Genomic DNA, 13,516 nt, shown 5'->3' with positions numbered 1-13,516 from the left:
TACGGCATCCGCACAGGCCGGAAGGGGGGACCTGCGGGACGCCGGGCATGCTGTCCGGCCGACCGGCTGACCGGGAACCGGCGCACGACGGCACCCCGTTCGGCGGCCGGGGCGGGGCCCGCCCCGGCCGCTGCCGGCCGAACACCGCTCCTGCGTCCCGGACGCCACCCTAGGATCGGGCCATGACCGCCGTACTGTTCGATTTCTCAGGGACGTTGTTCCGCATCGAGTCCACCGAGAGCTGGCTGCGGGCCGTCCTCGACGAGGCCGCGATCACCCTGCCCGAGCCCGAGCTGGCGGCGAAGGCACGGGAGCTTGCGGTCACCGGGGCACAGCCCGGCGGGCCGTACCCGCAGCGGGTGCCGGACGAGCTGGCGGAGGTGTGGCGCACCCGGGACCGCAGCGCCGAGCTGCACCGCGCCGCGTACACCGGGCTGTCCCGTCAGGTGGAGCTGCCCGACCCTGCCCTGCACGACGCCCTGTACGACCGCCACCGGAAGCCGGCCGCCTGGGCGCCGTACCCGGACGCGGCCGAGGTGCTGGCCGCGCTGCGCGAGCGCGGGGTCCGTGTCGGTGTGGTGAGCAACATCGGGTGGGACCTGCGGCCGGTCTTCCGTGAGCACGGGCTGGACGCGTATGTGGACACGTACGTCCTGTCGTACGAGCACGGTGTGCAGAAGCCGGACCCTCGGCTGTTCGAGGTGGCCTGCTCGGCCCTGGGCAGCGCGCCGCGGGAGACGCTCATGGTCGGTGACGAGCCGCGCGCGGACGGCGGGGCAGAGGCGCTGGGCTGCGCGGTGCATTTCGTCGAGCATCTGCCGGTGGCCGAGCGCCCGGACGGGCTGCGGCCCGTACTGGGGCTGGTGAGCTGACCCGCGCCGGCGCAGACCCGCAGGCCGGGGACTCCCGGCCGGAGACCGGCGCCGCACCCCGCGCACACCCGGCCCCTCGTCGCCTGAGGCGACCATCGGTGGAAGAGGGGTCCGTCTCGGACGATCCCCCGTGTCGCCCGAGACGGACGGCAGCACGACCGGCCCGGGACAGGGTCGGTCGAGCACTGCGCTGAGTATAGTTGGCTGGCAGCCAGTCAACGCAGGAGTTACAGGATGTCCCCGCGCAGCGCCTCGGTCAATGAAGAATTGCGGCGGCGTTCCCGGGAACGGCTGCTCCAGGCGGCGGTCGAGCTGGTCGGCGAGCGCGGCTACGAGGCCACGACGCTCAGCGACATCGCCGACCGGGCCGGCTCGGCACGAGGTCTGGTGTCGTACTACTTCCCGGGGAAGCGGCAGCTCGTGCAGTCGGCGGTGCACCGGCTGATGCATCGCACGCTGGAGGAGGCGCTGGAGCGCGAGCCGCGCACCGAGGACGGGCGGGAGCGGATGGCGCGGGCCATCGACGCGATCCTGGGGCTGGCCCGGGACCGGACGGTGCTGATGCGCCAGCACATGGCGGGGCTGCTGCAGGCGGAGGGTTTCGTGCAGTGCCCCGAGCAGAAGCGGCTGGCGGAGCTGTTGCGGGACACGTGCGCGCGGCACGGCTCGAAGGACATCGACGCCGACTATCCGATGCTGCGGTCGCTGCTCATGGGCGCCGTCTTCGCGATGGTGCTGCCGAACGTGCCGATGTCGCTGACCGCGATGCGGGCCGAGCTGTTCCGGCGCTACCGGCTGGACTGGGAGCTGGGGCTCCCGCCGGAGACCGTCGAGGCCTCCGGCGGGGTGTGCGGGTCGGATCTGTCGCGGTTCTTCGCGACCGGCCGGGAGAGCGGCGGTCAGCCGAAGTAGTCCGGCTGTGTCTGGACGTTCAGCTCGCGCAGATGGATCCGACGCGCCGGGTCCGTGCGCCGGTCGGTGAGCTTCAGGACGTCCAGGCCCTTGGCGATGTCGTTCGAGTAGATGAGGCCGTTGTACCAGTACGCCGACCAGGAGCCGCCGACCGTGATCGCGTCGGTGGTCAGCGGGCCGCGCTCGAAGTACGCGATCTCCTTCGGGTGCGCGGAGTCGGTGAACTCCCAGACGGAGACACCGCCCTGGTACCAGGCCTGGACCATGATGTCGCGGCCGGGCACCGGGATCAGCGAGCCGTTGTGGGCGACGCAGTTCTCGGTGGCGGCCTGGTGGCGGGGAATCTTGTAGTAGCCGCGGAAGACGAGCTTGCGGTGGTCGCCCTTGCCGACGATGTCGTAGATCCCGTCGGCTCCCTTGTCGGGGCCGGTCGCCGCGTTGCAGGTGGCGCCGACGCCGCCGCCCAGCTCGTCGGTGAACACGACCTTCTTCGCGTTGCGGTTGAAGGTGGCCGAGTGCCAGAAGGCGAAGTTGACGTTGTCCTGGACGCGGTCGATCACCTTGGGGTGCTCGGGGTCCTTGATGGAGAACAGGATGCCGTCGCCCATGCAGGCGCCCGCGGCCAGGTTCTCGTCGGGCAGGACGGTGATGTCGTGGCAGCCGGTGGTCTTGGAGACGCCCGGGTTGGTGGGGGCGCCGGGGTTGCCGCCGCCGTCCGGCCCGTCACCGGGGAAGAGCACCGGGAAGTTGACCACGGCCGCCTTCTGCGGGGCCTTGCGGGGCACCTTGACGACCGAGATGCCGTCGTGCGGCGGCCGGCAGTCGGGGTAGGCCGCGTTCGGTGAGTACGAGGAGACGTAGATGTAGACGGTGTCCCGCTTCGGCACCAGCGTGTGGGTGTGCGAGCCGCAGGCGGTCTCGACGGCGGCGACGTACCGGGGGTTCCTCTTGTCGCTGATGTCGAAGATCTTCATGCCCTCCCAGGACGACTTCTCCGTCGCCGGCTGGGTGGTGCTGTTGCAACTGGCGTCGCTGCGGGAGGAGTCCGTGGACAGGAACAGCAGGTTCCCGGAGACGGACACGTCGTTCTGCGAGCCGGGGCACAGCACCTGCGCGACCGTCTTCGGCTTCTCGGGGTTGCCGATGTCGAAGATGCGGAAGCCGTCGTAGTTGCCGGCGTACACGTACCGCCCCTGGAACGCCAGGTCCGAATTGGTGCCGGGCAGGGCGTCCTTGGGGACGTTGGCGAGGGGGGTGAGGTTGGGGGTGTGGACGATCTGGTCCTGCCCGGGGATCTCGCCGTCGGCGACGGCGGCGCGCACCTCGGCCCGTATGCGCTCGGAGACCTGGCCGTCCGCGGACGGCCGGTCACCGGGGTCGGGGACGGCCGTCGCGGGCGAGGCCGCCAGCAGGGCCGCCAGGAGCCCGGCGGCCGCGGCGGCGGCCCCCAGGCGTCTGCGCCGTGTTCGGGGGTCGTTCAAGGGCTCGTTCAACAGGGTCACTGTTTTCCTCCCTTGTGCCGTTCACGGGGAACGGAGCACGGACGCCTGAAGTATCCCGCTTATCATGGACACACCAAAACAGTGCTTTGCGCCCGTCGTTCCGGCGTCAGGAGAAAACCGTGCTCTTCCGCCGCGTCTCCCAGGCACCGCCCGCACTCGCCGTACTGCTGCTCACCGCCGCGGCCCTGGCCGGCTGCGACTCCGCTCCCGGCCCCTCCGAGGGGCCTTCGGTGATCGTCCCCGGCAACCCGGGCGAGCCGAACCGGACCCTGTCCGCGCGGGACGCCGCCGCGCAGCGCAAGGAGGACGACACCCCCAACAGCGCGGACGTGCGGTACGCGCAGATGATGATCGAACACCACGAGCAGGCACTGCGGATGACCCGGCTCGCCCCGGAACGCGCCGGCTCGGAGGCGGTACGGCGGCTCGCGGAGCGCATCTCGGCGGCCCAGCGGCCGGAGATCGACGCGATGAGAAGCTGGCTGAAATCCAACGGCAAGAGCGCGACGGCCGGCCCGCACGACCTTCACTCCATGCCGGGGATGGCCACCGAGGCCCAACTGGCGCGACTGGGCGCGGCGAAGGGCGCGGCTTTCGACGCGCTGTTCCTCAGCCTGATGATCACCCATCACTCGGGCGCGATCGACATGGCGGCGGAGGTGAAGGCACAGGGGAACAGCATCGCCGTGGAGGAGATGGCCGACGACGTGATCGCCCAGCAGACCGCCGAGATCACGCGGATGCGGCAGATGCAGTGACGGGGCCGGGCGCCAGTGAGGGCCGGGTACGCCGGGGACGGCCGGGTACGCCGGGGAGCAGCCGGGGCTCCGAGCGACGGCCGGGGCACCGGGACCGGTCGGGTACGCCGGGAACCGGCCGGGGTGCGGGTGCCGGGTCGGCCCGCGGACGGCGGGAGGCGTGATCAGCGCCGCGCGTGACGGGGCGTCAGATAGCCGGCGTCACGGGCCTGGGCGATGAGGCGCAGGGACTTGCGGCGACTGTGACCGGTCGCGCACATCACGGCCAGGACGGGATCGACGCCTTCCTCCTGGGCCGCCAGGTACTCCTCGGCGATCAGCCGGCGGCCCTCGATCCCGCGCGGCCACGCGGGCCGGGCACGCCGGGCGCCGACAGCCGCGCCGGGCGACGTGTCGTCGTACGCCTCCCACGGGTCGCACTCGGCCTCGGCGCAGGAATGATCATCGCCTTCGGGGCGGTACGCGTCATCGCCGCCCGCCGGGGCGTCGCCGCTGTCACTCCACGACCCGGCGGGCAGGCCGAACGACAGCGTGACGTCGGGCGCCCGCCCGTCGCCGTCGGGGTCCTCGCCGCCGGGGAGGCCGGCCTGCCCCCCGGCAGCGGGGGCCTTCACCGGGTCGGGGGCGGGCACTCCGCACGCCTCGAACAGCGGCTCCTCGATCCAGTCCGCGAGCACGGTCAGGTCGACCAGCGACAGCGGAGGCGTGGCGCGGACGTCCTCCAGCCGGACGCAGCCGCCGGACATCACCGCGAGGGCGTCGACCCGGGCGCCGTCGCGGAACGCCAGCCGGACCTGGAACCACGAGGTGGCGCCGCCCTCCTCCTGCACTTCCCAGGCCGGCCAGACGGACACCGTGCCGTCCGTACCGGACCGATCAGAAAGATTAAGAAAGGATGCTTCTAGCACATACGCAACGTAACCGCATGATCACATTCCATACGAACGGACACGCACGCACCGATCGCGCCGAGCACCCTGACAGCGCAGCGGACACGTACGCCGGGCCCCCGCAGTCAGTCGCCGAGGCGGACAGCCTGGCGTGCGGCGGCGTCCAGCAGGGCGTCGAGCAGCCCCGGGAACAGAGCGTCCAGGTCGTCGCGGCGCAGCCCGTTCATCTTCGCCGTACCGCGGTAGACCTGCCGGATCACCCCGGACTCGCGCAGCACCCGAAAGTGGTGCGTGGAGGTCGATTTGGCGACGGGAAGGTCGAAGTGCGAGCAGGACAGCTCGCCCTCGGCCTCCGCGAGATCGGTCACGATGCGCAGACGCATCGGGTCGGACAGCGCGTGCAGCACCGGCTCCAGCCGGATCTCCTCGCGCGCCGGATGCGGCAGGGCCCGGCGGTCGGCGGCGGTGTCGGTGGCGGTCACGGCACGGCTCCCCTTCGTCTGAGGACTTCATTGTACGAAGACCTTCGCAGTTAGACACTCACCGTACTACGATGGTTATCGTACGAGTCGATGTCATCGGTCCCCAGACGAACGGAGTCCGCCGTGAGCGCGCTCTTCGAGCCCATCACCCTGCGCGACCTGACCATCCCGAACCGCGTGTGGATGCCGCCGATGTGCCAGTATTCGGCGGCACCTGACGGGCCGTCGGCGGGTGCGCCGGGCGACTGGCACTTCGCGCACTACGCGGCACGTGCGACCGGCGGGACCGGCCTGATCGTCGTCGAGGCCACGGCCGTCTCCCCGGAGGGGCGCATCTCCCCGTACGACCTGGGCCTGTGGAACGACACGCAGGTGGAGGCCTTCCGCCGCATCACCCGCTTTCTCTCCGAGCAGGGCACGGTCCCCGCGGTGCAGCTCGCCCACGCCGGCCGCAAGGCGTCCACCGACCGTCCCTGGAAGGGCGGCGGGCCCGTCGGGCCGGATGCGCACGGCTGGCAGCCGGTGGCGCCCAGCCCGGTCCCGTTCGACGAGGGTCATCCGGTGCCCGCCGAACTGACGGTCGATCAGATCCGGTCCGTCGTCGGGCAGTTCGCGGACGCGGCCCGTCGGGCTCTGGCCGCCGGTTTCCAGGCGGTGGAGATCCACGGCGCCCACGGCTACCTCATCAACGAGTTCCTCTCCCCGCACACCAACCACCGCACCGACGCCTACGGCGGCCCTTACGAGAACCGCACCCGCCTCGCCCTGGAGGTCGTCGACGCTGTCCGCTCGGTGTGGCCCGACGACAAGCCGGTGTTCTTCCGGATCTCGGCGACGGACTGGCTGGAGGAGGGCGGCTGGACCACGGACGACACCGTGCGCCTCGCCCGCGACCTGCACGCCCACGGCGTGGACCTGATGGACGTCTCCACCGGCGGCCTCGTCCCCGGCGTGCACATCCCCGTCCGGCCCGGCTACCAGGTCCCGCACGCCGCCCGGGTGAAGGCCGAGAGCCCGCTGGCCGTCGCCGCCGTCGGCCTGATCACCGAGCCCGAGCAGGCCGCCAAGATCCTCGCCAACGAGGAGGCCGACGCCGTCCTCCTCGGCCGCGAGCTGCTGCGCAACCCGTCCTGGGCCCGGCAGGCCGCCGACCGCCTCGGCGGGACGGTTCGGCTGCCCCACCAGTACCTCCGCGCCGCCACGACCCGGCAGCGGCGCGGCGCCTGACCGGGGACGCGGGCGGAAGCGGGCGCGCGGCCGGAGCGCGGGGCAGGACGAGGCCGGGACAGGCCTGGCCAGGGGCGCCGGGTTGCGGGGCGGCCCCGGATCCGTGCCCGAGTCGACGCCCCCACGACGCCGGGCCGTACCGCGGACCGGCCGGGTCCGGCCCGCGCCCGCGCGATCCCGAACGTGCTTGCATCGCGCCCACCTCTCGCGATCAGCTACGCACCGTCACTCAGGCATGCCCTGATTGCGGGTCCGTCATCGAGACGGACCAGCGGTTCATCGTGTGGTGCACCGCCTGCGCCGGAACGTCGATCCTCCACCGAGGCCACGGTGCGTCTTCTGGACCGGCTGCTGGTCGCCGGCTCGGCCGTCACCGCGGTGCGACGCGAGGCCGATCCGGCGCGCCTGGGCGGGCGGCGCGGCGCCCGGCAGGCGCAGGACCGCGCCGGGGAACTGTGGGAGCGGCTCGCCGCGCACATGGCGTCCGCGCCCGGCCACGGATACGAGCGGCTGCGCCGCGTGGGCGCGCTGCGCGGCCACGGCATCGACTCCACCCGCCCGTCCGCCTGCACCGCGCCGGATTGCTCAGCGGCCCGTCGCTGCCGGCCGCCGTGACGGCCGACGCCGACCGCGACCGCCGTATCGCCTCCGAACCCGCCCCGGCGCGGGCCGAGTTGGCGCGGGGCATCGTGCGGGACGGGTGCGGCGGCTGAGCGACGGCCGGCGGGGACGGCCGGTCGGTGGACGGTCGGCCAGGGCCCTCTGGCCGTCGGTCATCGGTCATCGGTCATCGGTCATCGGTCGACGGTCGACCGCCGTCGGGCGGGCTCGCCGCCGGGCGGCAGGAGAACCCGCCGGACGCGGTCCGCTGCGGGCGGTCGTCCGTCGTCCGTCGTCCGTCTACGGTCGACCGCGTACCGTCCACCGCCGGCCGGCGGCGCTCATCGCATCGCTCAACCGGCCGTGCACGCCGACCCGTTGAGGGTGAACCCGGTCGGGGCGGAGCTGTTGCCGGTGTGCGTCGCCTGATAGCCGATCGTGACGTTAGCCCCGGGCGCGAGCGTGCCGTTGTACGAGGCGTTCACTGCCGTCACCGCGCCTGACGTGGGGCTGTACGTGGCGCCCCAGCCGCCCGTGATGGTCTGGCCGGCCGGCAGGGTGAAGCCGAGCTGCCATCCGGTCAGCGTCGACGTACCGGTGTTGGTGATGGTGATCGAGCCGGTAAGGCCGGTGTTCCAGGCGTTGGTCGTGGCCTGCACCCGGCAGGCGCCCGGCTGCGGGTCGGGGCCCGGCCCGGTGGAACCGTCCAGGCCGAAGAAGGTCAGGGCGCGGGAGGCCATGCCCCAGGTGTACAGGTTGTGGCCCACGCCCTGAAGGCTGATCGCCTCGACGGGGGCGCGGTCACCGGTGGCGCCGTAGCGAGTGCGGGTCCAGCCCGACTGCGGGCTGTCGGTGACAGCGGGCGTCTGGCTCACACCGAGGACGTTCGTCCACTGCTTGATCTCCTCCCCGAAGTTCGGGTAGCGCAGGGTGTCGTCCGCGGTGCCGTGCCAGAGCTGCATGCGCGGCCGGGGGCCGGTGTAGCCGGGGTAGGCGGCACGGACCAGGTCGCCCCACTGCTGCGGGGTGCGGATGACGGTGCCGCCGGAGCAGGCGCTGTTCCACTCGGAGCCGTCCGTGGTGGCGAAGCAGCCGAAGGGGACACCGGAGAAGGCGGCGCCCGCGGCGAAGACGTCCGGGTAGTCGCCGAGCAGGACGTTGGTCATCATCGCGCCGGACGAGATGCCGGTGGCGTAGATGCGGGAGGTGTCGGCGTCGTAGGTGCGCACCATCCAGTCGATCATCGACTTGATGCCGACGGGGTCGCTGCCGCCGCCGCGCCTGAGAGCCTGGGGCGAGGAGACGTCGAAGCACTTGCTGGCACGGGTGACCGACGGGTAGATCACGACGAAGCCGTGGCTGTCGGCCAGCGAGGCCCATTCGGTGCCGGAGTACATCGCCGGTCCGGAGCCCGTGCAGTAGTGCACGGCGACGACGACGGCCGGGTGTTCGGCGACGCCGGCGGGGACGTAGACGTACATCTGGAGGTTGCTGGGGTTCTCCCCGAAGCCGGTGACCTCGGTGAGGGTGGCGGCCGGTACGGCGTCGGCGCGGGCCGCCGCCGGGGGTGCGGTGAGCGTCAGTGCGGCGAGCAGCGGCACGAGGACCGCGACGAGGGCCGCCGACAGGGTGCGCAGCGGTCGTCTCCTGGTGGGGGGCACGGCTCGAGTCCCTTCTGATGCGCGCGGGATGAACGTCGTCCGGACCGCATGGTGACATGGACACGACCGCTATGGAAGCGCTCCCACGGCCCTTCTCGGCGCACCCTCCGGTGGCCGGAACCGTTCTGCGCGAGACGTTGAACAGAAAGCGCTTACCCTCTACGGTCTGTTCAGCGATGCGACCGCATCGGCCTCAGAAGAACTGCAATACAGCCAGGGAGCATCGCTCGGCATCCACGGAGATACATGCCGTCCATGTATGTGGATGACATCGACGGCGGCTCCGCCAAGGCCGCCGGCCCTGACCACCCCCGACCGGAAGAAGGCATCGGGACTTGACTTCCGCACCCCCACCGCCCGGACGCCGCCGCGCTCTGACCGGCGCACCCACCGCTCTCGCCTCGCGACCGCCATGATCATGGCCGAGGGCGCGCTGTCCCCCGCGAGCGCGGCCACCTGGCCCACCGCCAACGGCAGCCAGGCCGTCTCGTCGACCATCTCGCTGTCCGGCACCACGGACTACGGGATGAAGCGGCTGTACGGCAGCGGTGACCTGGGCAGCGGCAGCCAGGACGAGGACCAGGGCCCCATCCTGGAACTGGCGCCCGGCACCGTCCTGAAGAACGTCATCATCGGCTCCCCGGCCGCCGACGGCATCCACTGTCTGGGCAGCTGCACGTTGCAGAACGTCTGGTGGGAGGACGTCGGCGAGGACGCCGCCACCTTCCTCGGCTCCTCCTCGTCGAACGTCTGCACGGTCTCCGGCGGCGGCGCGAAGGAGGCCGGCGACAAGGTGTTCCGGTTCAACGGCGCCGGCACCCCTGAACGTGTCCGACTTCGCCGTGAAGAACTTCGGGACGTTCGTGCGCAGTTGCGGCAACTGCAAGACGCAGTACAAGCAGACGATCAACCTCAACACGATCGAGGCCACCCACAAAGGCAGCAGGCTCGTCGGCATCAACACCCACTACGGCGACAGCGCGACCCTGAAGGCCGTCACGATCGTCGGCGACAGCAGCAAGAAGATCGTCGCGTGCCAGAAGTACATCGGCAACAACACGGGCAAGGAGCCGACCACCGACGGCAGCGGCCCGGACGGCACGTACTGCACGTACTCCTCGTCCGACATCACCTGCAAGTGACCCGGCGGGGCGAGCCGCGAGCCGACCGGCGTGTGCCGCGCTGAACAGCGGCCGTACGCGGGGCGTTCACGCCTCCCCGTACGGCCGCTGCCGCATGACGGCGGCCATCTCGCGCTGGTAGGCGGCGTAGGCGGCGCGCAGTTCGCCGCCCGGCCAGCCGGCCGGCAGCAGGGGCGGGGGCAACACGGGGTCGGCGAGCAGATGGCGTACGACGGCGGCAAAGGCCGCGAGACGCACGGCGGGGGTGTCCGCGGCGGCCACATGGGCGAGCAGCCCGCGCGCGGTGGCCGACCAGGCGTCCAGGGGCCAGAGCGCTGCGGCCAGTTCGACGGCGGGCCGGTCGGGGCGGGCCGTGCAGGTCTCGGCGACGTCCGCGAGGTCGGCGGGGATCGCACGGTCCAGGTTGGCCGGGCGCAGCCACACCCCTTCCCGCAGTTCCGCGAGGCGCAGACCGGTCAGCCGGGTGCGCAGGTCGGCGCGTTCGGCCGGGCCGCGGCCGGTGGCGGTGACGACGACCATCTCCCAGTCGCCGTGCCACGCGCGCGTGCGGGGGGCGACGGCCTCGTCCTGGCGGCGCTGGCGGGCGAGGAGCCGGTCGCCGATGCGGTAGCCGGTGTCGGTGCGGTGCAGGTCCCCGGCGGCGGTCATACGGCTGAGCGCGGCGCGCAGGGTGGAGCCCTGGACGCCGAACGGCTCCACCGCGCGGGTCAGCTCCCGCAGCGGCAGCTCGGGCGGGTGCGTGCCGAGGAGCAGGCTCAGCACCACCGAGCGGGCGGACAGCGGGCGCAGCCGCAGCTCGCCGGCCGGTTCCTCGGAGACGTTCATGCGCATGGGGCCGACTGTACGGGCGGAGCGTCCCGGCCAGGCACACCCACCCTGTTGCACTATTGCTACAGCCGCAGAGGAAGTGCAACATGAGGGTATGACCTCGACTCTGGAACCCGTGCCGCACACGCGCGTGGAGCCGTACGCCACGCACGACGTCACCAACCAGCCGCCACCGCTCGCTCCCTACGACGCCTCCGAGGACACGGCCCTGCTGGAGGGGCTGCGCCGGGAGGGCGCCGGCTGGGCGGAGGACGGCATCCGCCGGCTCGGGCTGCGCGCCGGGAGCGCGGAGGCGCAGGAGTGGGGCGAGCTGGCCAACCGGCACGAGCCGGAGCTGCGCACCCACGACCGGTACGGCAACCGGGTCGACGAGGTCGACTTCCATCCGAGCTGGCACGAGCTGATGCGGACCGCGGTGGCCGAGGGCCTGGCCGGGGCGGCCTGGGCCGACGAACGGCCCGGCGCGCATGTGGCGCGCACGGCGGGCGGCCTGGTGTGGGGGCACACGGAGGCCGGGCACGGCTGCCCGACGTCGATGACGTACGCCGCCGTTCCCGCGCTGCGCCACCAGCCGGAGCTGGCGAAGGTGTACGAGCCGCTGCTGACGAGCCGCGAGTACGACCCGGGGCTGCGGGTGCCGACGCACAAGCGCGGTCTGCTCGCGGGCATGGGGATGACGGAGAAGCAGGGCGGCTCCGACGTACGGTCGAACACGACGGCGGCGACACCGACGGGCGAGCCGGGCGTGTACACGCTGCGCGGGCACAAGTGGTTCACGTCGGCGCCGATGTGTGATGTGTTCCTGGTGCTGGCGCAGGCACCGGGCGGGCTGTCGTGCTTCCTGGTGCCCAGGATCCTGCCGGACGGCACCCGCAACACGTTCCGCATCCAGCGGCTCAAGGACAAGCTGGGCAACCGGTCGAACGCGTCCAGCGAGCCGGAGTTCGACGGCACCGTCGCATGGCTGGTCGGGCCCGAGGGGCGGGGTGTGAAGACCATCATCGAGATGGTCAACTGCACGCGTCTGGACTGTGTGATGTCGTCGGCGACGCTGATGCGCAAGACGTTGGTGGAGGCCGGTCACCACGTCCGGCACCGCAGCGCGTTCGGCGCGCGGCTGATCGACCAGCCGCTGATGCGCAACGTCCTCGCCGATCTGGCGCTGGAGTCGGAGGCGGCGACGACGCTGACGCTGCGGCTGGCCGGGGCGGCCGACCGGGCGGTGCGCGGGGACGCCGGGGAGCGGGCGTTCCGGCGGATCGCGACGGCGGTCGGCAAGTACTGGGTGACGAAGCGGGGGCCGGCGTTCACGGCGGAGGCCCTGGAGTGCCTGGGCGGCAACGGTTACGTGGAGGAGTCGGGCATGCCCCGGCACTACCGTGAGGCGCCGCTGCTGTCGATCTGGGAGGGCTCCGGCAACGTCAACGCGCTGGATGTGCTGCGCGCTCTGGGGCGCGAGCCGGACGTGGCCGACGCGCTGTTCGGCGAACTCGCCCTCGCCGAGGGCGCGGACGCCCGGCTGGACGCCGCGGTGAGCCGGCTGAAGGGGGCGCTGGCCACGGCGTCGCAGACCGGGGCGCGGCGGCTCGTCGAGCAGATGGCCCTGACTCTGCAGGCCTCGCTGCTCGTCCGGCACGCCCCGCCCGCCGTCGCCGACGCCTTCTGCGCGACGCGGTTGGGCGGCGACTGGGGTCACGCGTTCGGCACCCTGCCGGACGGGGCGGACCTGGACGCGATCCTGGAACGGGCGCTGCCGGCTGGAGTGTGATCGACCGGCCCGGGCGCCGTCGGTGTCGTACGGCGTCATGCGGCGTCATGCGGCGGCGTACGGCTCGCGCCGTGGTCGCCCGCGCCGGGCCGTGCCCGCGCCCACCGGGACATCGCGTCGGGACGCCGCGCCGCCGTACGACGGCCGGGCCTCGGCCCGCCGAGCCACGGGGCGCCCTCCGAGCCCGCCGGACAAGGCCGAGCCCGTCGGCGTACGGCGCCCGTGCTCAGCCGGTCCGGCCGCGCCACAGCGGGTCGAAGCGGGCCCAGTGCAGGTCCCAGAGGTCCAGGCGTCGTTCCTCCAGGCGCCGGCGCACGGCACGGCCCGCCACGAGGGGCACGGCGGCGGCGCTGAGCCCGCCGAGGATGCCCGCCAGGGTGGACTGCAGGCGGGCCTGGGCGGCGTCGACGGGGCGGCCCACGAGCCGGCCGCGGTCGTCGGTCCACACGGTGACCTGTGTGCCGGCCCGGGTGCCGGGATCGACGCGGACCTCGCCCGTGCGCCGGGTGCCGTCCGGGGCGGTCCAGGCGACCTCGGCCCAGACCTGCTCGCCGGCGTCCTCCGGCCGGTCGTCCGCCCGGCCGGGCGCGGCCCCGGTGAGGCGGGCGGCGGCGGGCCGCCACTCGGCGCGCTCGCGGTCCAGGCTGTGTTCCACCGTGCGTGCGGTGGTCAGGCCGACCAGCAGCCCGGCGAGGACGCCGACCGTCCAGGAGGCGAGCACGACCCACGCCTCGACCTTGTCGGCGGGGCGCCTGAGCGGGTTCCGCCGCCAACGCCACAGCCACACCTTCGGTCCTCGGAACGCCATCGAAGGCTTCCTCCTCGTGAGCACGCGACCGTCCCTGGGTGCCCTCCCATACGGGCGGCGGGCCCC

12 protein-coding genes and 1 pseudogene are annotated in these 13,516 nt (G+C 72.9%); 7 read left to right on the top strand and 6 right to left on the bottom strand.

What is annotated here, in order from left to right:
* Positions 1–182: 182 nt before the first annotated feature.
* Both MTQ10_RS06885 and MTQ10_RS06880 read left to right on the top strand, forming a co-directional pair.
* Positions 183–872 carry an HAD family hydrolase gene (locus MTQ10_RS06885; RefSeq protein ID WP_247463300.1) on the top strand — a complete coding sequence of 230 codons (690 nt, stop codon included), beginning with the start codon at positions 183–185 and terminating at the stop codon, positions 870–872.
* Positions 873–1,106: 234 nt separating this feature from the next.
* Positions 1,107–1,784, top strand: a complete 678-nt coding sequence (locus tag MTQ10_RS06880) for a TetR/AcrR family transcriptional regulator (protein WP_247463298.1) — start codon at positions 1,107–1,109, stop codon at positions 1,782–1,784.
* Here MTQ10_RS06880 and MTQ10_RS06875 read toward each other — a convergent pair.
* Positions 1,772–3,286, bottom strand: coding sequence for an LVIVD repeat-containing protein (locus MTQ10_RS06875; RefSeq protein WP_247463296.1), 1,515 nt, complete (start codon positions 3,284–3,286; stop codon positions 1,772–1,774). The genes MTQ10_RS06880 and MTQ10_RS06875 overlap by 13 nt on opposite strands.
* 119 nt (positions 3,287–3,405) lie before the next feature.
* On the opposite strand from MTQ10_RS06875, the gene MTQ10_RS06870 reads away from it, so the two are divergent.
* On the top strand, positions 3,406–4,044 hold the full coding sequence (locus MTQ10_RS06870) for a DUF305 domain-containing protein (RefSeq protein ID WP_247463294.1): 639 nt from the start codon (positions 3,406–3,408) through the stop codon (positions 4,042–4,044).
* 164 nt (positions 4,045–4,208) lie between these two features.
* Here MTQ10_RS06870 and MTQ10_RS06865 read toward each other — a convergent pair whose 3' ends face one another.
* Positions 4,209–4,898 (bottom strand): DUF6214 family protein, encoded by a 690-nt coding sequence (locus MTQ10_RS06865; RefSeq protein ID WP_374117576.1) that lies wholly within the window; start codon positions 4,896–4,898, stop codon positions 4,209–4,211.
* 161 nt (positions 4,899–5,059) lie between these two features.
* Positions 5,060–5,416 carry an ArsR/SmtB family transcription factor gene (locus MTQ10_RS06860; protein WP_247463292.1) on the bottom strand — a complete coding sequence of 119 codons (357 nt, stop codon included), beginning with the start codon at positions 5,414–5,416 and terminating at the stop codon, positions 5,060–5,062.
* A 123-nt stretch (positions 5,417–5,539) separates the two neighbouring features.
* Here MTQ10_RS06860 and MTQ10_RS06855 point away from each other — a divergent pair, with 123 nt between their 5' ends.
* Both MTQ10_RS06855 and MTQ10_RS06850 read left to right on the top strand, forming a co-directional pair.
* On the top strand, positions 5,540–6,643 hold the full coding sequence (locus MTQ10_RS06855; protein ID WP_247463290.1) for an NADH:flavin oxidoreductase/NADH oxidase: 1,104 nt from the start codon (positions 5,540–5,542) through the stop codon (positions 6,641–6,643).
* 330 nt (positions 6,644–6,973) lie between these two features.
* Entirely contained in the window at positions 6,974–7,258 is a 285-nt protein-coding gene (locus MTQ10_RS06850) for a hypothetical protein (RefSeq protein ID WP_247463288.1), read from the top strand.
* Between the two features lie 338 nt (positions 7,259–7,596).
* On the opposite strand, the gene MTQ10_RS06845 is transcribed toward MTQ10_RS06850, so the two are convergent.
* On the bottom strand, positions 7,597–8,904 hold the full coding sequence (locus MTQ10_RS06845) for an extracellular catalytic domain type 1 short-chain-length polyhydroxyalkanoate depolymerase (protein WP_247463286.1): 1,308 nt from the start codon (positions 8,902–8,904) through the stop codon (positions 7,597–7,599).
* 335 nt (positions 8,905–9,239) lie between these two features.
* Between MTQ10_RS06845 and MTQ10_RS06840 the strand changes: the two are divergent.
* Positions 9,240–10,046 (top strand): annotated as a pseudogene (locus MTQ10_RS06840) (pectate lyase).
* Positions 10,047–10,112: 66 nt separating this feature from the next.
* Here MTQ10_RS06840 and MTQ10_RS06835 read toward each other — a convergent pair.
* A complete protein-coding gene (locus MTQ10_RS06835; RefSeq protein ID WP_247463284.1) occupies positions 10,113–10,877 on the bottom strand; it encodes a PaaX family transcriptional regulator C-terminal domain-containing protein in 765 nt (254 codons plus the stop codon).
* Between the two features lie 91 nt (positions 10,878–10,968).
* Here MTQ10_RS06835 and MTQ10_RS06830 point away from each other — a divergent pair, with 91 nt between their 5' ends.
* On the top strand, positions 10,969–12,642 hold the full coding sequence (locus MTQ10_RS06830) for a DNA alkylation response protein (protein WP_247463282.1): 1,674 nt from the start codon (positions 10,969–10,971) through the stop codon (positions 12,640–12,642).
* Positions 12,643–12,868: 226 nt separating this feature from the next.
* On the opposite strand, the gene MTQ10_RS06825 is transcribed toward MTQ10_RS06830, so the two are convergent.
* A complete protein-coding gene (locus MTQ10_RS06825; RefSeq protein ID WP_247463280.1) occupies positions 12,869–13,450 on the bottom strand; it encodes an Rv1733c family protein in 582 nt (193 codons plus the stop codon).
* Positions 13,451–13,516: the final 66 nt, after the last annotated feature.

The sequence above is a fragment of the Streptomyces sp. XM83C genome (genome assembly GCF_023072675.1).
GTDB classification, from domain to species: domain Bacteria; phylum Actinomycetota; class Actinomycetes; order Streptomycetales; family Streptomycetaceae; genus Streptomyces; species Streptomyces thermocoprophilus.
The sequence above is the reverse complement of the archived record's forward strand: the minus strand, read 5'-3'. Positions and strand labels throughout refer to the sequence as shown.